This window comes from Nocardia sp. NPDC056564 (assembly GCF_042793755.1).
Lineage (GTDB): Bacteria > Actinomycetota > Actinomycetes > Mycobacteriales > Mycobacteriaceae > Nocardia.
In genome coordinates, this window is record NZ_JBHTUR010000008.1 from 95,322 (window position 1) to 118,767 (window position 23,446).

A 23,446-nucleotide genomic window follows, 5' to 3' on the forward strand; every position below is an offset into this window, starting at 1 on the left:
GGGTTCGAGCAGGATTCGAGCGTTCTTCGCGCGGGCGTGGATACAGTTCGGGACATGGTCGAATGTCGAGTCTGTGGCGATGTGGTTATCGAGTTCATCGACTTCGGGCGGCAGCCGTTGTCGGATGCCTTCCGTGCCCCGGAGCAGGAGGATGCGGAGTTCTTCTACCGTCTCGCGGTCGGTCGCTGTGCGTCGTGCTCGATGGTGCAATTGCTGGAGGAAGTGCCTCGGGCGAAAATGTTCCACACCGATTATCCGTATTTCTCCTCGGGTTCCTCGGTAATGCGTGAACATTTCGAGAACACCGCGAACACCTTCCTGGAAAAAGAACTCACCGGAACCGATCCGTTCATTGTCGAACTCGGCAGCAACGACGGCATCATGCTCCGCACCATCGCCAAGGCCGGGGTGCGCCATCTGGGCGTCGAGCCCTCGGCCGGGGTCGCCGACCACGCCCGCACCCAGGGCGTCACCGTGCTCACCGAGTTCTTCGAGGCCGCCACCGCGACCGCGGTGCGGGCCGAATACGGCCCGGCCGACGTCGTTTTCGCGGCCAACACGTTCTGCCACATCCCGTACGTCGACTCGATCTTCGCGGGACTCGACGCGCTGCTCACCCCGGGCGGGGTGTTCGTGTTCGAGGACCCGTACCTGGGCGAGATCATCGAACGCACCTCGTTCGACCAGATCTACGACGAGCACTTCTACTTCTTCAGCGCCACCTCCGTGCGCGCGATGGCCCAGCGGTTCGGCTTCGAGCTGGTCGACGTCGAACGGCTGCCGGTGCACGGCGGCGAGGTCCGCTACACCCTGGCCCGCGCCGGTGCGCGGGTGCCGACCCCGGCCGTGGCCGACCTGCTGGCCGAGGAGTCGGCGCGGCGCCTGCACGACCCGGCCACCCTCGCCGAGTTCGCCACCGCGGTCGGCGTGATCCGCACCGAGCTGATCGCGCTGCTGCACGAGCTGAAGGCCGCGGGCGCCACCGTCGTCGGATACGGCGCCACGGCCAAGAGCGCCACGGTCACCAACTACTGCGGCATCACCCCGGATCTGGTGAGCTACGTCTGCGACACCACTCCGGCCAAGCAGCACAGGCTGACCCCCGGTGCGCACCTGCCGGTGCGGCCCGCCGAGGCGTTCGCCGAGTCCTACCCCGACTACGCACTGCTGTTCGCGTGGAATCACGCGCAGGAGATCATGGCCAAGGAGACCGCCTTCAGCGCGGCCGGCGGCAAGTGGATCCTCTACACGCCGAACGTTCGCGTGGTGGGCTGACCGGGTCGTCGGCCGGGCGGCCCGTCAGCGGGCCGCCCACATGTCCCGCAACGAATCCCGCAGGGACCAGCGGGGTTTCCAGCCGAGCGCGTCGCCGGCCTTGCGGATGTCGGCTTGCAACCACGACCCGCCGTAGCTCGGTACCTCGGTCGAGGTGTCTTCCACGACCGACAGCGGGAAACCTGCTTCCTGGACGAAGGTTTCGACGAATTCGCGCATCGGCACCGCCCGGCCACTGCCGATATTGACCACCCCGGTGACGCCCGGCCGCTGTGCGGCGGCCACCGCCGCGCGCGCCAGATCGCGCACGTCCAGCCAATCCCGGTGCGCCGCGGCGATCGGCAGCCGCACCGTGCCCGCGGCCAGCAGCGCCACCAGCTTGCCCGGCAGGCTGGCCGGTGACGGGTGCGGCCCGCACACATTCACCGCGCGCAGCACGATGCCGTCCACCGCGCCGGTGCGCGCCGCCGCCAGCACCGCCCGCGATCCCGCGAGTTTGGTTCGGGCATAAGCGGATTCGGGTTCGCACGGCATCGCTTCGTCGACCGGCGTGCCGAACGCGACGGGCGAGTACTCGTGCATCGTGCCGATGTGCACCACCCGCACCGGCCGCCGCTGCGCCCGCACCGCGTGCAGAACGTGCTCGACCAGGGAAACGTTGGCCCGTACCAGTTCCGGTTCGGTACGGTCCCATCCGTCGGTCGCGTTCGCGGCGTCGGTCGCGTTGATCACCAGGTCGGCCGACTCCGCGTGCAACAGCTCCGCGATGGTCGCCGCGGGCGCGCCGGCCAGGTCGAGCGCGGCGAACCGGTCGCAGCGCAATCCCGGGGTGTGGCCGCGGGCCACCGCGACCACGCGGGTGCCGCCCTCGGCCAGCGCCGCGCACAGGTGCCTGCCGACCCAGCCTGTGCCGCCCAATACCGCCGCCGTCTTGATCTCGTTGTGCGCCAACAGCTTTCTCCTCCCGACAGGTTCAGGCTAGGGGTGCTGTCAAGCGTCCGGCAGCACGATCGGGCTCCAGTGAAAGTTCCAGTCAGGTTCGAGTCGGCGTTGGTAGACCGGAGAGCGAATCGACCCGACTGCAGAGGACTGATCCTTGGCTACCTTGGTGTGGGACTATCTCTCGGAATACGACCGCGAGCGCGACGACATTCTCGCCGCCGTGGACAAGGTCTTCCGGTCCGGCCAGCTCGTGTTCGGCGAGAGCACCCGCTCGTTCGAGCACGAATTCGCCGCGTACCACGGACTTCGACACGCGGTGGGCGTGGACAACGGCACCAACGCGATCAAACTCGGCCTGCAGGCCCTCGGCGTCGGCGCCGGCGACGAGGTGATCACGGTGTCCAATACCGCGGCGCCGACCGTCGTCGCCATCGACGCCCTCGGCGCGACCCCGGTGTTCGTGGACATCCGCGCCGAGGACTACCTCATGGACACCACACAGGTGGCCGCGGCGATCACCGATCGCACCAGATGCATTGTGCCGGTGCACCTCTACGGGCAGTGCGTCGACATGGAGCCGCTGCGCCTGCTGGCGGCCGAGCACGGTCTGCGGATCCTGGAGGACTGCGCGCAGTCGCACGGCGCCCGGCAGCGCGGGCGGATCGCGGGCACCATGAGCGACGCGAGCGCGTTCTCCTTCTATCCCACCAAGGTGCTCGGCGCGTACGGCGACGGCGGCGCGGTCGTCACCGCGACCGAGGAGATCGATCAGCGGTTGCGCAGGCTGCGGTATTACGGCATGGCCGAGCGGTACTACGTGGTCGAGACCCCGGGCCACAACAGCAGGCTCGACGAGGTGCACGCGGAGATTCTGCGACGCAAGCTCGGCCGGCTCGACGAGTACATCGCGGGCCGCCGCGCCGTCGCCGCCCGCTATGCCGAGGGGCTGGCCGACACCGAGCTCGGTCTCCCCGTGCTGGCCGACGGCAACGACCACGTGTACTACCTGTACGTGGTTCGCCACCCGCGGCGCGACGAGATCCTGGAGGCGTTGCGGGACTATGACATTCAACTGAACGTCAGCTACCGCTGGCCGGTGCACACCATGTCCGGCTTCGCGAAACTGGGCTACGCCAAGGGTTCGCTGCCGGTCACCGAGGCGCTGGCGGACGAGATCTTCTCGCTGCCGATGTACCCGTCGCTGCCGTTGGACGTGCAGGACAAGGTGATCGGCGCGCTGCGCGAGATCCTCGCCCGCCTCTGAGCGAGCGGGCAAACCCGGCACCACGCCCGCCGCGGGCGTGGCGCCGGGGCGCGTTCAGGCCGGAACCGGCACGGCGGCCGGAACACTCCGCCGGATGAACAGGCTGGTCACGGCCACCCCGGCCGCCAGGATCGTCGCCGTCCAGAACCCGGGGGCCATGCTCGCGGTGAGCACGTAGTCCGCGGCCCGGTCGGCGGGCAGCTCGGCGGGCACCGTGATCGTCCTGGTGGCGCTGGTCAGCACCGTCACGAGCACGGCCAGCACCAGCGGTCCGCCCAGTTGCAGCATGGTGTTGTAGGTGCTGGACGCGGACCCGTAGTTGTCCGACTCGACGCCGGCGCCGGCCATCTCGGTGGCCGGGATGAGGGTGGCCGCCATGCCGACGCCGGTCAGCGCCAGCGGACCGAAAATCGTTCCCCAATAACCACTGTCGAGCGAGAGCGTGGTCAGCCACAGGTTGCCCGCGATGAGCAGCAGCGCGCCGAGGAAGGTCATCCACCGCTCGCCGATCCGCCGGATCAGCCCGATCACCAGGGTCGAGCTGATCACCAGGGCGAAACCTGTTGTGAGAAACGCGAACCCGGTCAGTAGCGCGCTGAAGCCCAGCGGCCCCTGCAGATACATGGTGAGAAAGAACGCCTGACCGATCATGGTGCCGGTCACCAGCACGGCCGAGATGTAGGCGGTGACCCGGTTCCGGTCGCGGAACAGCGACAGCGGCATGATCGGTTGCGCCGCTTGCCGTTCCACCATCGTGAACGCGACGAACAGGGCCGCGCCCGCCAGGATCGGCAGCCATACCGACACGGTCGACCAGCCCGACTCGCCCGCGTGGGAGAGCCCGTAGACCAGCAGCGCGACCCCGAGCGCCGAGGTCAGCGCGCCCGCGAGGTCGAACCTGCCGCGGATGCGAGCCTGCTCCCGGATGTAGAGCGGCGCGAGGACGAACACGGCGATGCCGACCGGCACATTGACGAACATGACCCAGCGCCAGGACAATCCGGTGGACAGCACGCCGCCGAGGAGCAGCCCGACCACCGCGCCCGAGCTGGACGCCGCCGCCGAGGTGGCGATCGCCCTGGTGCGCTCGGGCCCCGCGGGGAACAGGCTCAGGATCAGCGCCAGGCAGTTCGGCATGACCAACGCCGCGCCGACGCCCTGTAGGCCGCGGCAGGCCAGGAACCACCAGCCGGTCACCGCGAATCCGCCGACCAGCGAGGCGACGGTGAACAGCACGATGCCGCCCAGGAAGATCCGGCGCCGGCCGAAGGTGTCGCCGAGCCTGCCGCCCAGCAGCATCAGGCCGCCCAGCGCCAGGCCGTAGGCGTTGACCACCCAGGCGAGTCCGTTTTCGCTGTACCCCAGGTCCCGCCCGATCGACGGCAGCGCCACCGTCACGATCATCAGGTCGATGGTGAGCATGAGCTGCACCACGACGATGATCGCCAGCGCGGTGCCCGTGCGCCCGGCCGGTGGTGCTGCGCCGGGCTCCTTCATCAGGGTCACCGGAGTAGCGTCTAACGACATTATTTCCCCATTCCTTCTGCGCGGAGAGCGACCTTGCAGAGAGTACGAGGGTTTTTCCCGGGTCGCACATAGGAAATCGAATTGACAATTCCGGAAAGATGTATCCAAAACTAGTGTGAAGCATATGATTACATCGATTGTATGCCATTTAATGCCCTGGTAGAAGGCATTTTTTTGCGAGATTATGTTGCCGCCTGGTCCGAGGCGGTTCGCGAGAATTTCGGTACGCGAACTTCGAACCATCGCGCACCGCGGTCGGGCGTGGCAAGTCCGCCATTGCGGCCCGCGCATTCGCTATATCTCCGAGCGTCCCTCTATGTGCTTTCCACCGGATCTGGAGGCCGCCGCGTTAGCGTCCGAGCAGACCGGAAGCGGACGCTCGGGAAGTGAGGTCGGAGTGGACAGTGGGCTACGGCGGCGGTTGCAGCTCGTGCGCGGGTTGCAATGGGTACGAGCCGCGGAGGGGGATCCGCTGGCGACGCTGTTGCGCGGTTACCCGGGCGACGCGCGGCCGGTGCGCACGGAGCCGATCTCGCGCAGCGCGACCGGAACGGTACTGGTCGACGGCGCGCAGGCGGTCGAATTGCTCACGGCGGGCCATGGACTCGCCGACTGGCGCCCGACCGGAACCCGGGTGATGGCGGTCGCCGCCGAGGACATCGAACCGGCGGACCCGGCGGACGTCGCCGCGCTGGCCGCTACGCCGCCACCTCCGGTGAGCGCGGTCCCCGACGAGTTGACCGATCTGGTGCCCGCAGCGGAGCTATTGTGCGCCAAGGCTTTTGCCGACCTGCTCGGTGCCGCACCGGACAGCCTGCTCGGCGCGACCCCGGTGCTGGACAACCTGTTGTGCCCGCAGGAGACGGCCGTCACCGAGCGGATGCTCGCCGCCGTCGACGACCTGCGCGCCGCGCTGTGCGCCCGCACCCCCGCGTTCTTCCTCGCGGTGGTCGGCCCGCGGCTCGCCGCCGACCTGGTCACGCGCACGGCCGCCACGCTGCTCGCCGACGGTCGGTGGCCGGCGGCCGAGGGGGCGGTGGAGCGCACCCGATCCGTGTATTCGCCTGTGCAGCTGCATCTTACAGCTACCGGCTCGGACGTGACGGTGGCCGGAGAGCTGGTGCAGGCCGGCAGCCAGATCGCCGTGCTCACCGGCCCCGCGGCACTGCCGCAGTTGCTGGACCTGCCGCTGGTCTACGCCACCGCCGACGCGGTGCTCACCGCGATCGCCGGGCGGCACCCGCGGCTGGTGTCCTCGGGCGCCGCGCTGGACCGCCCGCTCGCACCGGCCACCCGCGGCCTCGCCCACCTGCCGGTCGCCTCCTTGCGCACCGAGCGCGTCGGTTCGTGACCCGGCTACTCGAACGCCCCGCAGAGAGTTGGTAATTCGCATGAAGGTCGTGCTGACCTGTTTCGCCGCACCCACGCACTTCTACTCCATGGTTCCGCTGGCCTGGGCGCTGCGCGCGGCCGGGCACGAGGTCAGGGTCGTCAGCCAGGCGTCGATGGCGCCGACCATCACCGGCGCCGGGCTCACCGCCGTCACGGCGGGTCCGGTCGAGTGGTTCAGCGACGAGCACGCGCCGGACCTGCTCAACGAGATCTTCCCCGGCTGCCTCGACCACGTGCGCGACTTCGACTACGCGGGCACCGAAACCTGGACGCACACCGGCCTGCTCGCGCTCGAGCACATGGCCGGCTCGGCGATGTTCGCCACCATGAACGACGACCGGATGGTCGATGACATGGTCGCGTTCGTTCGGGACTGGCGGCCCGACCTGGTCATCTCCGAGACCTTCACCTTCGCCGGAAGCATCGCCGCCCGCGTGGCCGGCGCCGCGTACGCCCGTTTCACCTGGGGTCCGGACGGCGCCCTGCGTGCCAGGCAGACCCTGCTGCGGATGTCGGCCGACCTGCCTGCGAGTCACCGCGCGGACCCGACCGCCGAGTGGCTTTCAGCCACCCTCGCCCGGCACGGATCGTCGTTCGACGAGCGGGTGATCACCGGTCAGTTCACCGTCGACATCACGCCACCCGGCATGCGCCTCGACACCGGGCTGCACTACGAATCCCTGCGCTACGTCCCGTACAACGGCCCGACGGTGGTGCCGGACTGGCTGCGCACGCCGCCCGAACGCCGCCGGATCTGCCTGACGCTGGGCGTGACCGACAACGTGCACGGCCAGATCGGCCACCTCGACGCCGTACTCGGCGAGTTGAGCCCGGTCGAGCTGTTCGACGCGGTGGCCGGCCTCGACTGCGAGGTGATCGCCACCCTTGACCCCGATCGGCTGGCCGTCCCGGTGCCGGACAACGTGCGCGCGGTCGGGTTCGTCCCGCTCAACGACCTGCTGCCCACCTGTTCGGCCGTCGTCCACCACGGCGGCAGCGGCACCCGCTCCACCGCCGAGGTGCACGGCGTGCCGCAGCTGATGGTCGCGGAGGGCTGGGATGTGCTGCGCGGCAACGGCATCGAGGCCGCAGGCGCGGGACTGTGCGTGCCGGTGGAGAAACTCACCGGGCAGTTGCTCGGTGACGGTCTGCGCGCCTTGCTCGACGATCCGTCCTTCGCCGCGGGCGCGCGCCGGCTGCGCGACGAGATCCATACGCTGCCGACGCCCGCCGCGTTGGTGCCCAGGCTGGAAGCGCTGGTCGACGCCTATCGAGAGGAACGCTGAGATGTACGAGGGCGAGTTCGCCGACATCTACGACCGCGTCCACGCCCACCGCGGCAAGGACTACGCGGGGGAGGCCCGGCTGGTGGCCGAGCTGGTCCGGGCCCGCAACCCGGAGGCCGTGTCCGTGCTGGACGTCGCCTCCGGAACCGGCAGTCACCTGCGGCACCTGCGCGTGGACTTCCCGGACGCGGCCGGCCTGGAGCAGTCACCGGAGATGATCGCGGTGGCCAAGCGGCGCATCCCGGAGATCACCATGCACCAGGGCGACATGCGCGACTTCGATCTCGGGCGCGCGTTCGATGTGATCACGGTGATGTTCAGCAGCATCGGCTACGTCGACGACTATCCCGATCTGGTGCGCGCGCTGGGCGCGCTCGGCCGCCATCTCGCCCCCGGCGGCGTGCTGGTGATCGAGCCGTGGGTGTTCCCGGATTCGTTCGCCGACAACTACCTGGCCACGGATCTGGTCCGGGACGAGCAGGGTGCGGTGACCCGCTTCTCCCACTCCGTGCGGGACGGCGACGCCGTGGTGATGAGCGTCCAGTACCTGGTCGCGACGCCCGAGCGCGGAATCCGCCACCTCACCGACCGGCACCGGCTGGCGCTGTTCACCCGCGAGCAGTACCTCGCGGCGTTCGCGGCGGCGGGATGCCCGGCGGAGTTCCTTCAACCGGCGGCGTTCGGGCGGGGTTTGTTCGTCGGGGTCAAGGCTCCAGCGTGAGGCAGTCCGCGTACCGCGGAAGCAGGTCGCGTTCCGCCGCCTCGGCCAAAGTCGGGGCGGCGGTGTCGCGTTCGGAGAGGATCCAGTCGCCGCGCAGGTCGAGCCCGAGGGCCGGGTCGCGCGGGTCGAGCGCGTACTCGTTCTCCGGGATATAGCCGCCGGACAGCAGATACGTCATCACCGTGTCGTCCTCCACGGCGAGAAACGCGTGCGCGACCCCGATCGGCAGATACAGCCCGCGCTCGGCGCTGCCGTCCAATTCCAGCACCTCGTGCGCGCCGAAGGTGGGGGAGCCGACCCGGACGTCCAGCACGATATCGAGGCACCGGCCGTGCGCGCACCAGACGAATTTCGCCCGGCCCGGCGGCGGCAGCGTGTAGTGCACGCCGCGGAACACGCCCCGCCGGGACCGGCTCATCGCGCCCTGCGCCACCGGGAACAGCGGGCGGCCCAGCTCGGCGGCCAGCGTCTCGGCGTCCAACGGAGTGGCGAAGCTGCCCCGGTCGTCGGCGAAGGACGGGGCATCGAAGGCCAGCGCCCCGGCGACCGCGAGCTCGCGCACCCGCATCAGTGCGTCCGTGCGGTCAGGCTGTGCAGGCAGGCCACCAGCGTGCGCGCCTGCACGTTCACATAGTGGCTGTGCCGCAACAGATCCACCAGCTGGTGCACCGGCATCCAGCGGAAGTTCGGCTGCTCGTGCCTGCCGTCGCGCTCGACCTCGATCACCGCGTAGGTGTTGCGCGACTGGTAGAACCGGCCGCCCTCCTCCGACAGCAGCGTGCGGTAGCGGATCTGATCGGGGCGGGCGGCCAGCACCTCGTCCACGAATCTCGGGCGGGCGGCGGGTGGCAGGTGCCGATAGTTGTCCGGAGTGCACTGCACGGTCGGGGCCAGCTCCACCACATCGAGGTAGCCGGGTTCGGCGCGGGCATGGACCAGCGCGTGCAGCACGCCGTGCACCCGCGCCACCAGGAAGGCCACCAGCCCAGTGCCTTTCGCCGCGATCATCGGCTGGCTCCAGCCGGACACCTCCCGCACCCGCGTCTGCACCTGAACCCCGATCACGTCGAAGAACTGCCCGGTCCGATGCGAGATCGCACCATCGACCCGGTGCCAGTCGGGCACCGCGGCCAGCGGCAGTTCCCGGGTGGCGACCTCGGTGCGGGTGCGCACGTCGGTGATCCAGCTGAGCACCTCGGCCATGCTGTGCAGGCTGCCCCGGTCGGGGTCGCAGGACGCCAGCAGTGCCGCGTGGAACTCGTCGCGCGGCGCCCGCACCGTCTCGGCCAGCGCGGGCCCGGCGAAGGAGAGGCAGGCGAGCACGGTGCGCGCGTCCATGTTGATCAGGTCCTCGACGGCCAGCAGCCGGTGCACCTGGCCCAGCGTCAGCCAGTGGAAGCCGGGCAGCACCGGCACATCCTCGGTCACCTCGACGACCATGTTGCGGTTGCGCTTCTGCCGGAACCACGCGCCCTGTTCGGACTGCCGGACATCCGCGAGCACCCGGTGTCGCGCGGTGTCGCGGAAGACGTCGAGGTAGGGGACGGCGGAACCGCCGTGCACGCGCGTGTAGTTCGATCGCGTGGCCTGTACCGTCGGCGAAAGTTGCAGTCCAAGAGCGTTTCCCGGCTCGACCTTGCCCTGCATCAGCAGGTGCAGCACGCCGTCGAACTCCTTGACCAGAATGCCGAGCACGCCCACCTCGGGCTGGTTGATGATCGGCTGGCTCCAGCTCGACACCGCCGCCCCGGTCAGATGAACCTCCAGGCCGCCGACGGTGAAGAACCGGCCGCTGTCGTGGGTGATGTCGCCGGTGTCCGGGTCGGTGTGCCAGCCGTCCAGGTCGTCCAGCGACACCCGGCGCACCGCGATCGTCGCGCGCGCCTGGCACTGTTCGAACCACTGCCGGAACGCGCCGAGATCCCCGAGCGGGCCCGCCGGATCGGAGCCCGCCACGGCCGACACCGCGAACCGGCGCGGCGTATCGGCGTCCGGCCCCACGGACAGTGGTGAGGTCTGTTCCGCGGTCGTGTGGTGCGCCACATCAAACTCCCTGCTCGGTCCGCCCGGTCAGCGGCCCGGCCCGGTGCGGGCGGGCCCCGATCCACCCTGACCCACCCGGCTAGAGGGTCGGCGCGCAAGACGCTCGAACTTCGCTGGGGCTCAACCCATCAGGGCACCGCCGGTGGCGTCGAGCACCGAACCGGTGATCCAGCGCGCCGCGTCGGTGGCCAGGAACGCCACCACGTCGGCGACGTCCTCCGCCTGCCCGACGCGTTTGAAGGCGGACAGCTGCGACATCCGCTCCACCACCTCGGGCACCGCGAACGCGGGCCTGCCGTTGTCGGTGATGCCGGGGACGACGGTGTTGACGGTGATTCCCCGCGGGGCCAGGTGGCGCGCGAAATGCAGCGAGAGCTGCTCCAGCGCGCCCTTGGTCATGGAGTACGGGATCTGGGCCGAGTTGGCGGAGCGGGTAAGGCCGGAGGAGATATTGATGATCCGGCCGCCGTCGGCCAGCAGATTCAGCGCGCGTTGCACGATGAAGAACGGCGCCTTGGCATTGATCGCGAACAGCCGGTCGAATTCCGCCGGCGTGATGTCCTCGGGCAGCAGGCCCGTCTGGATCGTCGTCGCCGCGTTGTTCACCAGAATGTCGAGCCATAGCTCGCCGGTGTGCTCTTTCAGTCCCCGTTCCAACCCGCCGAACAGCCGGTCGATATCGCCCGGTACCCCCAGCTCGGCGCGCACGGAAAACGCACGGCCGCCTGCTTTTTCGATCAGCTCGACGGTCTGCTGCGCGCCCGCGTCATTACTGGCGTAGTGCACCGCGATCAGCGCGCCTTTGGCCGCCAGCTGCCGGGCGATGGAGCGGCCGATGCCCCGGCTCGCGCCGGTCACCAATGCGGTCTTGTGGGTCAGGTCGCTCATGGTTCGTCGTCCCCTTCTGTCCCTCGGCGCGTGGAAACCGCAGCCGACCGATGCCGTCGCGCCGACGGTGAGAATCCGTATTATCAAGGCGCACAATGCATTAATCTGAGAACGCGCTCGTTACCGCGCGCTCCCACAGTAGCTCGCTCGCGCGCGGCCCGCACATGACTCCGCCATCCATGCATTGCGGCGCAGCGGATTTCGCATCGTCATATCGACTCGAAGGGTTACCGGTGTCGGCTGTCCGACGGATACAGCGGCGGACGCCCGCGGGCTACCTTCGATGGGCGGGAGCGGACCCTGCGGGCGAAAGGCAAAGGAATGTCTGAATTCGGTATCAAGGTCACGGTGGTCGCCGCGGCGGTTCTCGCCCTCGGAATCACGATGGGCAGCGGCGTGAGCAACGCCAAACCGACCGACTACTCGAAGTTGAGCTGCCCGCAGCTCGCCATGCTCGCGGAGAAATACGACAACATCGCCAACAGCGCCGGATACGGCGACAGCCCCGCCGCGCAAGCCCGTGCGCTCCAAGCGATTCAGGCCGCGAACAGGGCCGCCGAGATCCACCTGATCATGTCGAAGAAGTGCTGATCGGCGAGTCTGCTCGAGTCAGGCCCCGGTCGCGTCCGCGGCGGTCAGGAGGAGGTCGGTCAGCTGGGTGATGATCGCGTCACGATTGTCCTCGAACTCCGGGCCGGTCAATCCGGCGTCGGGCAGGCCTTCGAGTACCGGCGTGTGAATGTGACCGCCGGGCAGCCCGGTGCCCGCGACGTCACGCAATAGCGTTGCGCGATAAGCGCTTTCGTTGGAGAGGTAGCTGCCACCGCCGCCCGCCCACGCGGTCGAATCCGGTGGCGGGCCGTCCGGCATCGGGACGCCGGGGATGGCGGGAACGCGGCAATCGGTGATCACCGGCAGGGCGGGGAAGAAGGGCAGCAGCGCCGTATCCACCGAAGTGCGCAGCTTGACCCGGAATCGGCCGGGCACGGCCGACATTTCCGCTAGCGGCAGGGTCGACCGAGTCCACTGCGGCGGTGCACCCGCGGCGGCGGTATTGGGCACGCTGCCGAGGTAGCAGACGGATTCGTTGTCCGCCTTCCCGCCGCGCCAGGCCCCGTTGTTCTGCTCGAGGTCGAACTCACCCGGGCTGCCGACACTGAGCGTGGCGAACAGGTCCACCCGGTCCGCGCCGTCGCTCAGGAACGGCCGCATGGTCTGCTCGACAACGCCGTCGCCGAAGTCGCGCCAGCGGACCGGGAACATCGCGGCAGCGAATTCGACCGGGCCCCGGTCGGTTTCGAGGATCTTGCCATCCAGCGCCAACGCCGTTGCGCCGGAGGGATTTCCATTCCTGATCTCGGCGTCCAGTTTGTACGGGTCGAAGCCGGTGATCAAGACATGCCTGGTAGTCGAACGAGGTGTCGAGTAGGCGACCGAATCCTGGCCGCGACCGGTTCGATCGATCGCCGCGACCAGCTCGGCGCGTTGCTGAGCCGACAACTCGAACGGCGGCCGCCACTGCCGCACCGCGACCACCTCGGCCAGCCGCGCCCAATACAGCGGCCGATCGTCACTCGCGGCCAACGCGCCGCTCGGCTGCCTGCCTTGGGCGCGATCCACCGCGTACCGCCACAGCCGCCGCGCATCGGCCGTGACAAGCGCCCTCGCCGCCGCGTAGTCCGTCGTCGAACACAGATCCGCGACGAAAGACCGCACCAGGCCGGTGAACCCACCACCCTCGATCAGCCCGACCGCCTCCACCCTGGCCGACCGAGCCTCCTCCGCCCCGAGCGGAATCGCCGAATCGATACACTCGGCAGCGGAAACCCGTTCCGCTCGAACGTCATTGCCATCCATCGGCCCCCCGGCCGCAGGAACGCCGACGACAGCCATAGTGGTCAGCGCCACCGCAACCGCCGCCGGGCCAATCGCCAACCGCGACCTCCTCATCCAACTTCCTTCCGATTGGTAATGACGCCGAGTGTCAGTCAGATTAGGCCATGACCCCCGCTCGAGCATCCGATGCGCGCTCTGGGGATCATCGACCGCGGGCCTAGCAGGATGCGCCGGCTCGGGTGTTCGGCAACGAAATCGGGGAATCGGTGCGCCGAGTGGAATGTTCACGCAGCTGGGCTGTTCGGATCCAGGCGCAGACGCTTCGGTGCGAGTGGGTTGTCCACGAGAAGCGCTGTTGGCGGCACGTGCAGCCGCGAAGGCATGTCGGGGCCGACCGAGTCCGGCTACTCCACCGCCAAGGATGTCGGTGTTAGTGGTGATCACGCTGACGGGTCGCGATGGCGATCTATCGGCAACCATTGTCTCCGAGCGCGGATCACTCGGGTTGCAGGGAGGCCGCGTAGGCCAGCAGCATCTGCTGGGTGACCTCCAGAATCCGGTCTCCGATATCCGGTCGCGGGTAGGCGATGCGGGTCAGGGCCTCACCGGAGAATTGGTGCACGACGACGAAGGTGAGTGGTTCCCGAACGTGTTCGGGGAACTGTTCGAGGGCGCCGCTGCGTTCGACGTGCGCGGTGAGCGAGCTGTAATAGCGACTCACCGCGGGGGTGATCCGTTCATGCAGGTCGCGGTCGTGCAATGCCGCGATGTAGATCTGCCGCAGGGCGTGCGTCAGGGGCGTGCTCATCGAGGCGCGCAGGAACTGCAGGGACGCTTCGAGGGAGGTCTCGCCTTGACCCAGATGCTCGATCACCTGGTGGAACTGGTGCAGCAGCCGGGTGAGGATTTCCTCGGAGGCCGCGGCAAGCAACTCGATCCGCCCGCTGAACTGTTTGAACAGCGCGCCATTGGACAGCCCGGACCGCGCGCACACCTCGCGGACCGTGGTTCGGTCGACCCCGACCTCGCAGATCGCCTCGATGGCCGCGTCGACCAATCGGGCGACGGTGGCCTCGCGGCGCTGCTGCATGGTGCGGCGCGGGGCCTGCTCGATCGGTTTGCTCATGCCGACCATCCTGCCGCCGCGATGGCGCAGCGGGAAGTTAGCCGGGCCGGACGGCCCTGGACGCCCGGTCCTTACGCGTTCGTGCCGATGGCCTCACCCACCAGCGCGCGCACCGCCGTGGGCACGATGTCGAGCAACCCCGCCTGGAAAACCGGATCCGTGATCTGCGTGGTCGTACTGGAGACATCGCAGCCGGATATCGGGACCCCGTCGAGCCGGTCGCGTAGCCAGGTGAACGCCGCGGGCATCGAGGTCAGGAAGCCGATCCCGTGCTCGGCGAGCAGCTCTCGCACGTAGGTGACGCTGGGGGCGCCTTCGGCGCAGTACTTGTCGGCGAGGCGGTCGACCGGGCCGATGGGTAGCACTTCGTCGAGCTGGGCCTGGTACATGAACACCGGCATGGTCGGGGTGCGCTGGCCGAGGTTGTTCTGCGCGATGATGCGTTGCGCCACCGGTTGTTCCAGCGGGTCGCCGCCGAAGGAGCCGTAGTAGTCCCAGAAGGGCATGATCGCCGCTCCGATCGAATGGCACAGTACGTACTTCGAATCCACGAGGAACTGGCCCAGCGGATCGACCCGCTGCTGAATGAGCCGGCGCAGTTCCGGGTACTCGTTGGCCAGCCCCGCCAGCACCGTGGAGACCAAACCCGTTGCCATGCCCCGATTGTTGAAGCGCAACACCGTCGCCCAATCCGCGGCGGCGATGCCGCCCGCGGCGACCCCGACGATATTCAACTCCGGCGCGTACTGCTGGGCGTACTCGGCGGCGAACGAGGACGGAATCGTGCCGCCCGAATAGCCCCACAGGGCGGTCGGCGTCGCCGGGCCCGAGAGCTGGGCGGGTTCGAAACCGGTGACCGCGCGGATACCGTCCAGGGTGGCCTGGGCGTTCTGCATCGAGGCGCCGTAGGCGGAGCGAGGCCCCTCGTAATCGGGTATGGCCACGGTCCAGCCCTGCCCGATGCCCGCGGCGATCGGGACCATGATCTCGGTGGCGTTGATCGTATCGATCGGCAGCGAACCACGTTGCACCACATAGGAAGCCGCGCAGTACTGCGCGGCGCTGTCCTCGGCGATCTGATACGACAACAACTTTCGTCCGCCCTCGGGCGCCGCCCCGCGCGGTTTGAGCACCGTGGTCACGGTGGCACTGGGCGCACCCGCGGAATCGGTCGTGCGATACAGCAATTGCCAGGCATCGACATTCAACGGCGCCAGCCCGAAGAACGCGGGCGCGATGGCGCGCGCCCGCAGCACCTGCCCCGGTTGCGCGGCGACCACGAGATCGGCTGGCGGACGGAAGAATTCATCGACCTCCGGCGGCAGTGTGAACGAAGGAACCGGCTCGATCGGAACCGCCTCCGCGACCGATACCGCCGAGAACGGCGCGGATAGACACACCGCGAGCCCTATCGCGGCGGCAGTGACGAACAGCGGGCGGCTTCGATGCCTCATCGGAACCCTCTCCTGCACGCGAGGAGCGAAGCGCGTGCGCGTCGACGACGTGATCGGGGCCACAGTATCAATTAAGAGAGGGACCGTTCGCTCTCTTTGGAGAGAATCTCACCATCTGATACGGCACCTTGCCGAATGCGCCGCGGGGGTGGGTGCGCCGTCAAGACACGCTGCGCGGACGCATCCTTCCGCGTGGCAGCGCTGATTAGCCGGACGGCGCCGGCCCTCCGGCAAGTTCGAATGCGCGGCCATCCCGGGTAGGGGACAAGAGAGCGGGATGGCGAGGTGATCGCGATGTAGCGTCGGCGCTCGTAAAGGGTCCCGTGCTCGGCCATTGACTTGCGCAAAGCGCCGACTGCGGCGTCAACCATGAACACCGCAACTTGGAATCTTCCCCTCTTCAACTTATATCGGACCCGGGGGCTTGCCGCAAGACCGGGGTAATGCCGCAGTATGGCCACTCGCCGGGTTCCAACCATCCCGATTCCACTGAAGGGGAGTCTGTGCCGGATCTGAAGTCTTTCGCCGACCTCGTGCCGCTCGACTACGGCCTGTCCGTCGCGGTCACGCTGCGCGCCGAGGGCACACCGCACGCCACAGTCGTCAACGCAGCGGTGTTGCCCCATCCGATCACCGGTACCGACGTCGTCGCCTTCGTATCACCCAGTGCGACTGTGAAACTGGCCAACCTGCGAGCGAATCCGGCCATCGCCCTCGCCATTCGCAGCGGCTGGCAGTGGGTCACCGTCGAAGGCACAACTCAGCTGGTCGGTGCCGACGACCCGCATCCCGGTATCGACGCCGAACGGCAGCGGCTCCTGATCCGTGAGATTTTCGGAAACGCCGGAGTCACCCAGGACTGGGATACCTACGACCAGATTATGCGCGATAAACACGGCACCCTCGTTTTCGTCACCCCGACTCGTATTTATTCCAACGCCGCGATGTGATGAGCCGCCCTGGCGTCGCAGTCGATCGAGAGAGGATCGCATATGCCCGAGGAATCGGATGACCGTACCGTCCCATCACGATCCGCCAAGGACTCGATAGCATTCTGGGAGCACGCTTTCGACCGGAGACGGACGCTGCTACAGGACGAAAAGGAGCATTGGGAAACACCTGAGCAGAACTAGCCTGAAGTAGGCGGGTCGCCGCCGATGTCGACTCGGCCACTGCGCAGCGGATCCGTCAGGCTCCCGGCCGCGGTCACCGATCATCGCCGACGGTCCGATCTGGTCGACGGTAGAACCGCTGCGCTAGGGCGATACTCGGCCGGCGGGCTCGGTATCGGCGTCGTACTCCTCGCGCGCGGCGAGGACCTCCTGCATGTGCCGCACCGACCATTCCGTGAGCGCCTTCAACGGCTCCCGCAGGGTCTGACCCAGCGGGGTCAGCGCGTACTCGACGCGCATCGGCACGGTCGGATACACCGTGCGCCGGACGATCCCGTCGCGCTCGAGCGCGCGCAGCGTCTGAGTGAGCATCTTCTCGCTCACCCCCATCAATCCCTTGCGCAGTTCGGTGAAGCGGCGCGCCCCGTGCTCAGCGAGCTCGCCCAGCACCAGCACCGTCCACTTGTCCCCGATCCGATCGAGCACATCCCGCGACGGGCAGCCACGCGTGTACGGGTCCCACGACACTGTCGGCTTGGTCATATCCGTGGCGCTCGCCATCCTGCTCACCTCGATGCTTTCTATCGGGTTGCTACCTTACCGAAAGGTGGCTGCTTGCCGTTGGAGAGCGACCAGGTCACCGTAGTTGTCGTGAAGCCACGCAGGATTGCGAAATGACCGGAGACCGCTCGAAAGCTCCACGGCTCCAGTCATTTTCGCGTCCGACGTGCAAGCGCTACCACTGCGGCATCCCTGCCTGCGTCAAGAAAGGCCCGTCATCATGCCCACTCGGACTACCTGGCGGTGCGTGTTCGTCACGCTCACCGCGACATCCACGGCCCTGGCGGCTTTCGCGCTCGCTGCCTGCGCCACACCGGCCGATCGTCCCGCGCCCGCCGCCAATACGATCACCATCAACGGTGCCAATGCGTTCCCCGAAAGCATTGCCGCCGATAGCAATTACGTCTACACCGGAAGTATCGGCGACGGCGCCATCTACCGCGGACGCGTCGGAGCGGCGACCCTGGAGCCGTTCCTGCCGGGCGGACAGGACGGCCGTACCCAGACCACCGGCGTCAAGATCGCCGGCGACCACCTGTTGTTCGCCGGCGCCTTCACCGGACGCTTCTTCGTCTACACCGACACCGGAAAGCTCGTATCCTCCTACTCCGTCCCCGACACCGGCGAGAAGACCCTCGTCAACGACGCGGTCGTCACCCCCGACGGTGACGTCTACATCACCGACTCCTTCCGCGCCGTGGTCTACCGGATCCCAGCCGCCGAGGTGAATGCCGCCGCCACCGGCGCGCACCGGCCACTGGAAGTGGCCTACCACCTACCGGACTACGTCGACGGCCAGTCCAACGGCAACGGCATCGCCACCACCCCCGACGGCAAGTCGCTGATCATCGGCTACTGGTACACCGGCGCCCTCTACCGACTGACCCTCGCCACAGGCGAAATCCGCAAGATCGACGCACCACCGTTGCCCAGCGCCGACGGCATTGCGCGACAGGGAGACACCCTCTACATCGCCCGCTCGGTGAACAACGAGTTCACCACCCTGCGGCTCTCCGACGATGGCACCCGCGCCACCGTCGTCTCCGAACGCACCTACCCGGGAGCCCACACAACCACCGGCATCACCGTCAGCGCCGACCGGCTACTGGTCACCAACTCCCAGATGGACAACTATCTGTACGGGGCGCCACTGACCAGTCCCACGTTCACCGTCGAAAACCTCCCCCTGCACTGACTCCGCGCTGGTCTGAGCACGGCGAGCGGGAGGTCGCGAACACCACCCGCTCGCCGCACTGGGGACCGCTGATTTGGGACGCAGTCGTCACCCAGATGGGCGAGGTCTACGAAGCAGGAGGTTTCCTAAGATAGTGATGTCAACCGACCCCAAGAGCACAGTATTTCAAGCCAGCGAAGGACCCAACAGTCCGGCGGCTCGGACTGTGTGATGGATTCTGGTACGGGTGTTTTGCAACTGCAGGTCAGCGCAAGGTGTTCTAATGTACCGCCGACGAGATGATCTCGGCGGTTTCGATGATTCGGTCGCACGGCTTTTCGCTGGTGAACGGAAGGTTCGTTCCGATGCGGATGTTGAGCACACCGTCTGAATCTTTCATCGCGACCCAGCAGGCACCGGCATTCGGTGTCTCGTACTTGATGGCGTCGTTGTTTCCGACCTTGACTGTTGTTGCGGAATTGCTTTCGCGCGTGCGGAATTCGTCAAGGCTGACGTTTGTCGACCAAACGGTCAACGATCGAGCTGTCACCACCTGGCCATCGACTTGTTTCTTGTCGTCGAACTTGCATCCAATGATGGAGTAGGTGTCGAAGATTTGATCGTCCCGTTTGCGGGACTTCGGGTCGAATCCCGCTCGAGTAACTGTCTGATCGTCGACCTGGAGGCATGGATCGATCTTCACTTCTTGCCGCCCCTGATTGTGCTGCGTAGGCGCGGGCGGGAGTGACACCGCCAGGCTGGGCGGGACGGATGTGGTTGGCACGCTGGCGGGTCCGTCCGTCGGCGAGCCATCGTTGCAGCTGGTCAGAACCAGCATGCCGAGTCCAGCGATTGCGGCGCTCCACCGACGGTTCATGTTGGCAAACTATCGGATTCGGCGGCCTGCGCCGCAAACCGCAGCGCGGCGGCGTTCTTCTGATCAGCATCCTCGAGGAGGTTCCCGGCACGGAGGTACGCCTCTTGTAGCCGCATGGCGCCCTCGATCAACTGGTTGATGACGTCGATGCCTTCGCGCGCTTTGCTGATGAATCCGGATTGCAGTTCCTGCCCGGATTGGAAACCGCCGAAGCCTTGGGCCTTGACGGCTTCCTCCAGCCGTTGGCGAGTCGTGGTGAGGCCGTTGATCATTTGGGTGTACAGCCCGACGGCTTCCTTGACAGCGGCTGGGTCGAAATTGATGGACCCTGCGCCCGCCGCCGCATTGAATGCCGTGATGGCGGACTGCCCGTAGTCGATGCTCACTCTGGTCAACTCAACCCCCGGTCTCGGCCTCGAGTGCGAGGGTAACAGTTCACCGGTGGCAGGTCTCTGACAAGCTTCGACGGCCCGGTCAGGCCATGTTTGACCGGTTCGTTGCGGGTGCGATAGCGTTTTGCGATCGCTATAGGTCCCACTGGACGGGGGAGCGTATGGGTACTTTCAAAGCGGATCTCGAGATCCTGGAGAAGTTGGGTCCGCAGCTCCATGACCTAGCGGGTGATGCGGCGGCTGTGAAGCCGGCGTCGACTCCAGCTGCTGGATCCGGCAAGGGACTGTTGTCCTGTACGGCCGCCGAGGAGATCACCCGGGATCTGGTCCAGGGGGCGTTGATATCGGCGGTCAAGGAACGTTTGAGCGAAACCGGGGACGTGATGACCCTGCTCGCCAAGGAATACAAGGACAAGGACGACAGCTTCGCGAACACGCTGGTCGACTTGTATAAGAACGCCACGGGTGACTGGTCGGCGGAGCCTCCGAAATGACCCCATTGGAGTGGCTGAGGAACTGCAACCCCGCGGCCCTGAACGAACTTGCCGACGGGTGGGTGGCGGTAGGCTCCGGGCTCGAAGCCGTGTTCACCCGGTATGTGGATGCGGTAGTCAAGGTGGAAGGCACCCATTGGGAGGGCCAAGCCGCCGAAGCTGCCCAGGGCCGAGCCACCGGCGACCTCAAAACGATGCAGGTCCTCGCCGACAAGCTCGAGGCGCTGGCGCAACGGGCACGGCTCGGCTTCGACGAAATCAACGCACCCTTGCAACGCGCACGCGGCATCCTTGCCGAGGCTGAGAGCCTGAGCATCACCGCGACGCCGTTCTTGACGCTTTTCCCTTCCGGCAAGGAAGTTACTGCGTCCAAACTGGCGCAGCTGCAACAAGATTTGAACGATGCGGTCCAGTCGGCGATGCGCGCGGACATCACTGTTCGCGATGCGTTGAACGGCGCCCGCCCAGATCTCGCCGCGGCGTTCTCGTCCAAGGCCGCGCTGGGCGTTGAACAAGGCAAGGCGGACGGCACCAGCCTCGCCAACGACCCGTCGCACCTCACTCCTGAGGCGACCCAGCGGCTGATCGAGGCCGGCCAGCTGACCCCGGAACAGCTGGCCGCGGTGCAACGGGGCGAGAACACGACCATCCCCGCATCGCAAATGGAGTACCTCACCCAGGTCAGCCGATCGTTGGACGGGAAGAGCCCGCAAGAGATCGAGCAGATCATGAACAAGCTCCCACCCGATGGGCAGCGAGCACTGTCGAACACCTTTCAGATCATCTCGAACGAGAAGATCAATGCCGGGGTCACGACGGATCCGGCGATCCCGAAGACCGGAGGTGCGGACCAGCTACCGAAGAAGCTGCAGGCTTCGCTGACCCGCGACGATCTGGTAACAACGCAGTTCCATCAAACCGGCAACGCCATCACGCCGAGCATCGAATTGAATGGTGTCGCCGACAACCAGGCCACGGCCAGGATCATCGGCGCGGGCGACCCACAATACCGTTCCGGGTCGGCTGTAGATCGTGAGCTGATGGACGTCGGGCGCAAGTACCTAGATGCCCAGGTCAGTCATGAACAAATGCCGGACAGCAAGTTTACGTCGTTCACTGTCGACGGCAAGGGCGCCGATGACACTTCAGCGATCACCGAAGGAATCTTCAGTGCAGTAGGTCAGGACAAGATCGCTGTCGAGTCGGTCGTGACCGGAGACCACGGCAAGGACTTCGTGTCCGATTCGTTGACTCACAACTGGTCCGACAACGGTAAGGCTGTCTCGTCCGTGTTCAGTTTCGGCGAGCACGACGCGACCGTCGAGGATTCACGCAACCCGGCCGATGTTCAGACGGCGACGCGCACCGGTCGCATCATGCAGGTGGTGGCCGAGGCGACCAGCAGCGATGAGGCATGGAAACTGATGTCGAACGTCCCAAACGCCGACGGCCAATCGGTAGGCCAGCTCAATCCTGACTTGCTCCGCACGGTCTCGCACAACATGGCCCCGTACGTATCGGATCTGGCCGGAGCCGATCAGCCCAACAAACCCGGCTTCGATCTACTGCGATCCGACCACACGTCGTGGGCAGATCCCAAGGGAACCAACAGCTTCAGCGGCTCGGCGAACATTTTTGCCCTCATGAACACCGACGAGGCAGCCGGAAAAGAATTCAACGCGGCGGCAATCTCCGAGCTGGTACAGAATGAAGCGCGTTTCGCGGCAAACCCGACCGACCCGAATGCCGGCGGCTGGCTCTCCACATCGGGCAGGCTGCACGGCCTGATCGACAAGGGAAATATGATCGAGATTCAAGACCGATACGACGATCAGCACACACAAGAGACAGAGAGCTACAAGCGCAAAGCGGCGGCATTCGACGCTGCCAAAGCAGCATTGAGCTTCGGTAGCGGGTTCGGTGACGTACCCGAGAAGCTCGGATATGCGTTGATAAATGGCAGTGGAGATTCGCTGAAGGATGCGATCACCGGCGGCAAGCCTGGACCCGCAGCGTTGGCCGGTCTTTCCAGTGTAGATTTCTACCGCGACGACTACTCGATTCTCTCGGCGCGCCAGGATCAAGGACTGCCGCTGCCAGCTGTTCCGCCGCAGTATTCGTGGATGGTCGATGGGAGTGGAAAGCTGTTGAGTTACGACGACATGCAGATCAAGCTCGGCAACGATCCTCAGCGCAAAGACGCGTTCGAATGGATGGTCACCCAACTCGGCGGCGGGGACGGCCATCAGATCCGTAACGCCTACTCCGACGTGGTGCGCAAAGATGGCTGACCTCCGCAGAACGGGGGTCGTCGTCTTTGCGGCAGTGCTGCTGACGGTCGGCTGCGGGACCACCGACGAGAAGCCACCGACGACGTCCACGACATCGCCGCAGCCAGATACCGAGCTGCTGAACTCGAATGTCTGGTCCGCAGACCCTGGCGTTGATCTTTTCAGTCGAGGCGCCGAGCTGGTGCGTGCCGCCGTCGAGGCCGGCGACATCACGTTGTTCGCGGGGATCGGCGCATCATTTCCCGGGTATGCAGCGGCAATCAACGGACCTCGCCAAGTCGGCGACGACGCCATCGACTCGGGATTCGTCAGCGACAGCAAAACCCTGCCGCAATCGAAAAGAACCGAGTACCTGCACATCACCTCATACGCCGAGGAAGGCAGAACAGTTTCGGCGAACGTATGCCGTTTCTATCTCAGAGCTGAACCTGTCCCTGGTGCCGAATCCAACGATCACACATTCTGCGAAGGCGTCATGCTCGAGAATTCGAGCGCTGACGCGGGCACGTCAGGTCAGCGAGACGAATCCGTGTCAGATCACGCTGCGCAGGCCCGGAGACTGCCGACGTGGAATGTGTTCGGAACATGGAAGATCAAGAAACTCAAACTCCTCTCCTTCGCTGATATACCTGACAGCTGCATCGAGTGGTGGCGACAGCAGTTCCCAATGCTTACCCAGATCGGAATCACCAAATCCTTTGCGGCATCGCCGGATTCTCCTCCGCCCATCAAGCCGGTCGCGGTCCAGTATCCAGAATGGATCGCCCAGCGATAAGCTGAGGAGCGTTGTT

The 23,446-nt window shown here is 66.7% G+C and carries 22 protein-coding genes; 11 read left to right on the forward strand and 11 right to left on the reverse strand.

Annotated features, from left to right (window positions below; all coding sequences use genetic code 11):
- Nucleotides 1-54: 54 nt before the first annotated feature.
- Nucleotides 55-1,275, forward strand: coding sequence for a methyltransferase domain-containing protein (locus tag ACFQ9K_RS21285; RefSeq protein ID WP_378714468.1), 1,221 nt, complete (start codon nt 55-57; stop codon nt 1,273-1,275).
- A gap of 24 nt (nt 1,276-1,299) precedes the next feature.
- Here the strand turns inward: ACFQ9K_RS21285 and ACFQ9K_RS21290 are convergent, their stop codons facing one another.
- Nucleotides 1,300-2,226, reverse strand: a complete 927-nt coding sequence (locus ACFQ9K_RS21290) for an NAD-dependent epimerase/dehydratase family protein (protein WP_378714466.1) — start codon at nt 2,224-2,226, stop codon at nt 1,300-1,302.
- 145 nt (nt 2,227-2,371) lie between these two features.
- Here ACFQ9K_RS21290 and ACFQ9K_RS21295 point away from each other — a divergent pair, with 145 nt between their 5' ends.
- Nucleotides 2,372-3,481: a DegT/DnrJ/EryC1/StrS family aminotransferase gene (locus ACFQ9K_RS21295; protein ID WP_378714464.1), complete on the forward strand. Its 1,110-nt coding sequence runs from the start codon at nt 2,372-2,374 to the stop codon at nt 3,479-3,481.
- Between the two features lie 54 nt (nt 3,482-3,535).
- Here ACFQ9K_RS21295 and ACFQ9K_RS21300 read toward each other — a convergent pair whose 3' ends face one another.
- Entirely contained in the window at nt 3,536-5,008 is a 1,473-nt protein-coding gene (locus tag ACFQ9K_RS21300; RefSeq protein WP_378714462.1) for an MFS transporter, read from the reverse strand.
- A 316-nt stretch (nt 5,009-5,324) separates the two neighbouring features.
- On the opposite strand from ACFQ9K_RS21300, the gene ACFQ9K_RS21305 reads away from it, so the two are divergent.
- The 3 genes from ACFQ9K_RS21305 to ACFQ9K_RS21315 are packed head-to-tail and all read left to right on the forward strand — an operon-like array spanning nt 5,325 to nt 8,407.
- Nucleotides 5,325-6,359: a hypothetical protein gene (locus ACFQ9K_RS21305; RefSeq protein WP_378983466.1), complete on the forward strand. Its 1,035-nt coding sequence runs from the start codon at nt 5,325-5,327 to the stop codon at nt 6,357-6,359.
- 40 nt (nt 6,360-6,399) lie between these two features.
- The gene (locus ACFQ9K_RS21310) at nt 6,400-7,686 is read left to right on the forward strand and encodes an activator-dependent family glycosyltransferase (protein WP_378714458.1); all 1,287 of its coding nucleotides are present in this window, start codon (nt 6,400-6,402) and stop codon (nt 7,684-7,686) included.
- Nucleotide 7,687: 1 nt separating this feature from the next.
- On the forward strand, nt 7,688-8,407 hold the full coding sequence (locus ACFQ9K_RS21315) for a class I SAM-dependent methyltransferase (protein WP_378714456.1): 720 nt from the start codon (nt 7,688-7,690) through the stop codon (nt 8,405-8,407).
- On the opposite strand, the gene ACFQ9K_RS21320 is transcribed toward ACFQ9K_RS21315, so the two are convergent.
- From ACFQ9K_RS21320 to ACFQ9K_RS21330, 3 genes are all read right to left on the reverse strand, one after another.
- Entirely contained in the window at nt 8,391-8,975 is a 585-nt protein-coding gene (locus ACFQ9K_RS21320) for a dTDP-4-dehydrorhamnose 3,5-epimerase family protein (protein WP_378714454.1), read from the reverse strand. The genes ACFQ9K_RS21315 and ACFQ9K_RS21320 overlap by 17 nt on opposite strands.
- Complete coding sequence (locus ACFQ9K_RS21325; RefSeq protein WP_378714453.1) at nt 8,975-10,450, reverse strand: NDP-hexose 2,3-dehydratase family protein; 1,476 nt, start codon at nt 10,448-10,450, stop codon at nt 8,975-8,977. The genes ACFQ9K_RS21320 and ACFQ9K_RS21325 overlap by 1 nt, the downstream gene beginning before the upstream one ends.
- Nucleotides 10,451-10,570: 120 nt before the next feature.
- The gene (locus ACFQ9K_RS21330) at nt 10,571-11,338 is read right to left on the reverse strand and encodes an SDR family NAD(P)-dependent oxidoreductase (protein ID WP_378714451.1); all 768 of its coding nucleotides are present in this window, start codon (nt 11,336-11,338) and stop codon (nt 10,571-10,573) included.
- Nucleotides 11,339-11,659: 321 nt separating this feature from the next.
- On the opposite strand from ACFQ9K_RS21330, the gene ACFQ9K_RS21335 reads away from it, so the two are divergent.
- The gene (locus ACFQ9K_RS21335) at nt 11,660-11,929 is read left to right on the forward strand and encodes a hypothetical protein (RefSeq protein ID WP_378714450.1); all 270 of its coding nucleotides are present in this window, start codon (nt 11,660-11,662) and stop codon (nt 11,927-11,929) included.
- 18 nt (nt 11,930-11,947) lie between these two features.
- Here the strand turns inward: ACFQ9K_RS21335 and ACFQ9K_RS21340 are convergent, their stop codons facing one another.
- The 3 genes from ACFQ9K_RS21340 to ACFQ9K_RS21350 all read right to left on the reverse strand — a co-directional run bounded on the left by ACFQ9K_RS21340 (nt 11,948) and on the right by ACFQ9K_RS21350 (nt 15,754).
- Nucleotides 11,948-13,273, reverse strand: a complete 1,326-nt coding sequence (locus tag ACFQ9K_RS21340) for a hypothetical protein (RefSeq protein WP_378714448.1) — start codon at nt 13,271-13,273, stop codon at nt 11,948-11,950.
- 397 nt (nt 13,274-13,670) lie between these two features.
- Complete coding sequence (locus ACFQ9K_RS21345; RefSeq protein WP_378714447.1) at nt 13,671-14,300, reverse strand: TetR/AcrR family transcriptional regulator; 630 nt, start codon at nt 14,298-14,300, stop codon at nt 13,671-13,673.
- Nucleotides 14,301-14,371: 71 nt separating this feature from the next.
- Entirely contained in the window at nt 14,372-15,754 is a 1,383-nt protein-coding gene (locus tag ACFQ9K_RS21350) for a lipase family protein (RefSeq protein ID WP_378714446.1), read from the reverse strand.
- A gap of 443 nt (nt 15,755-16,197) precedes the next feature.
- Between ACFQ9K_RS21350 and ACFQ9K_RS21355 the strand changes: the two genes are divergently transcribed.
- The gene (locus ACFQ9K_RS21355; RefSeq protein WP_378714445.1) at nt 16,198-16,704 is read left to right on the forward strand and encodes a pyridoxamine 5'-phosphate oxidase family protein; all 507 of its coding nucleotides are present in this window, start codon (nt 16,198-16,200) and stop codon (nt 16,702-16,704) included.
- Between the two features lie 306 nt (nt 16,705-17,010).
- Here the strand turns inward: ACFQ9K_RS21355 and ACFQ9K_RS21360 are convergent, their stop codons facing one another.
- A complete protein-coding gene (locus ACFQ9K_RS21360) occupies nt 17,011-17,427 on the reverse strand; it encodes a winged helix-turn-helix transcriptional regulator (protein ID WP_378714444.1) in 417 nt (138 codons plus the stop codon).
- 220 nt (nt 17,428-17,647) lie between these two features.
- Here ACFQ9K_RS21360 and ACFQ9K_RS21365 point away from each other — a divergent pair, with 220 nt between their 5' ends.
- Complete coding sequence (locus tag ACFQ9K_RS21365; RefSeq protein ID WP_378714443.1) at nt 17,648-18,622, forward strand: SMP-30/gluconolactonase/LRE family protein; 975 nt, start codon at nt 17,648-17,650, stop codon at nt 18,620-18,622.
- A 259-nt stretch (nt 18,623-18,881) separates the two neighbouring features.
- On the opposite strand, the gene ACFQ9K_RS21370 is transcribed toward ACFQ9K_RS21365, so the two are convergent.
- Nucleotides 18,882-19,439, reverse strand: coding sequence for a DUF3558 family protein (locus tag ACFQ9K_RS21370; protein ID WP_378714442.1), 558 nt, complete (start codon nt 19,437-19,439; stop codon nt 18,882-18,884).
- Nucleotides 19,440-19,474: 35 nt separating this feature from the next.
- Nucleotides 19,475-19,864, reverse strand: a complete 390-nt coding sequence (locus tag ACFQ9K_RS21375; RefSeq protein ID WP_378714441.1) for a hypothetical protein — start codon at nt 19,862-19,864, stop codon at nt 19,475-19,477.
- Nucleotides 19,865-20,031: 167 nt separating this feature from the next.
- Between ACFQ9K_RS21375 and ACFQ9K_RS21380 the strand changes: the two genes are divergently transcribed.
- From ACFQ9K_RS21380 to ACFQ9K_RS21390, 3 genes are read left to right on the forward strand one after another with little or no spacing between them, the layout of a single operon-like run.
- The gene (locus ACFQ9K_RS21380; RefSeq protein WP_378714440.1) at nt 20,032-20,364 is read left to right on the forward strand and encodes a hypothetical protein; all 333 of its coding nucleotides are present in this window, start codon (nt 20,032-20,034) and stop codon (nt 20,362-20,364) included.
- Complete coding sequence (locus ACFQ9K_RS21385; RefSeq protein ID WP_378714439.1) at nt 20,361-22,655, forward strand: hypothetical protein; 2,295 nt, start codon at nt 20,361-20,363, stop codon at nt 22,653-22,655. Before ACFQ9K_RS21380 ends, ACFQ9K_RS21385 begins: the two co-directional genes overlap by 4 nt.
- On the forward strand, nt 22,648-23,430 hold the full coding sequence (locus ACFQ9K_RS21390; RefSeq protein WP_378714437.1) for a hypothetical protein: 783 nt from the start codon (nt 22,648-22,650) through the stop codon (nt 23,428-23,430). Before ACFQ9K_RS21385 ends, ACFQ9K_RS21390 begins: the two co-directional genes overlap by 8 nt.
- Nucleotides 23,431-23,446 lie beyond the last annotated feature (16 nt).

What these genes read in the sequence shown, in the direction of transcription:
- ACFQ9K_RS21370 (WP_378714442.1), bottom strand. Translation starts at nt 19,439, where the DNA reads ATGCTGGTTCTGACCAGCTGCAACGATGGCTCGCCGACGGACGGACCC.
- ACFQ9K_RS21345 (WP_378714447.1), bottom strand. Translation starts at nt 14,300, where the DNA reads ATGAGCAAACCGATCGAGCAGGCCCCGCGCCGCACCATGCAGCAGCGC.
- ACFQ9K_RS21350 (WP_378714446.1), bottom strand. Translation starts at nt 15,754, where the DNA reads ATGAGGCATCGAAGCCGCCCGCTGTTCGTCACTGCCGCCGCGATAGGG.
- ACFQ9K_RS21385 (WP_378714439.1), top strand. Translation starts at nt 20,361, where the DNA reads ATGACCCCATTGGAGTGGCTGAGGAACTGCAACCCCGCGGCCCTGAAC.
- ACFQ9K_RS21355 (WP_378714445.1), top strand. Translation starts at nt 16,198, where the DNA reads ATGCCGCAGTATGGCCACTCGCCGGGTTCCAACCATCCCGATTCCACT.
- ACFQ9K_RS21285 (WP_378714468.1), top strand. Translation starts at nt 55, where the DNA reads ATGGTCGAATGTCGAGTCTGTGGCGATGTGGTTATCGAGTTCATCGAC.
- ACFQ9K_RS21380 (WP_378714440.1), top strand. Translation starts at nt 20,032, where the DNA reads ATGGGTACTTTCAAAGCGGATCTCGAGATCCTGGAGAAGTTGGGTCCG.
- ACFQ9K_RS21305 (WP_378983466.1), top strand. Translation starts at nt 5,325, where the DNA reads ATGTGCTTTCCACCGGATCTGGAGGCCGCCGCGTTAGCGTCCGAGCAG.
- ACFQ9K_RS21320 (WP_378714454.1), bottom strand. Translation starts at nt 8,975, where the DNA reads ATGCGGGTGCGCGAGCTCGCGGTCGCCGGGGCGCTGGCCTTCGATGCC.
- ACFQ9K_RS21390 (WP_378714437.1), top strand. Translation starts at nt 22,648, where the DNA reads ATGGCTGACCTCCGCAGAACGGGGGTCGTCGTCTTTGCGGCAGTGCTG.
- ACFQ9K_RS21330 (WP_378714451.1), bottom strand. Translation starts at nt 11,338, where the DNA reads ATGAGCGACCTGACCCACAAGACCGCATTGGTGACCGGCGCGAGCCGG.
- ACFQ9K_RS21310 (WP_378714458.1), top strand. Translation starts at nt 6,400, where the DNA reads ATGAAGGTCGTGCTGACCTGTTTCGCCGCACCCACGCACTTCTACTCC.
- ACFQ9K_RS21365 (WP_378714443.1), top strand. Translation starts at nt 17,648, where the DNA reads ATGCCCACTCGGACTACCTGGCGGTGCGTGTTCGTCACGCTCACCGCG.
- ACFQ9K_RS21360 (WP_378714444.1), bottom strand. Translation starts at nt 17,427, where the DNA reads ATGGCGAGCGCCACGGATATGACCAAGCCGACAGTGTCGTGGGACCCG.
- ACFQ9K_RS21335 (WP_378714450.1), top strand. Translation starts at nt 11,660, where the DNA reads ATGTCTGAATTCGGTATCAAGGTCACGGTGGTCGCCGCGGCGGTTCTC.
- ACFQ9K_RS21315 (WP_378714456.1), top strand. Translation starts at nt 7,688, where the DNA reads ATGTACGAGGGCGAGTTCGCCGACATCTACGACCGCGTCCACGCCCAC.
- ACFQ9K_RS21300 (WP_378714462.1), bottom strand. Translation starts at nt 5,008, where the DNA reads ATGTCGTTAGACGCTACTCCGGTGACCCTGATGAAGGAGCCCGGCGCA.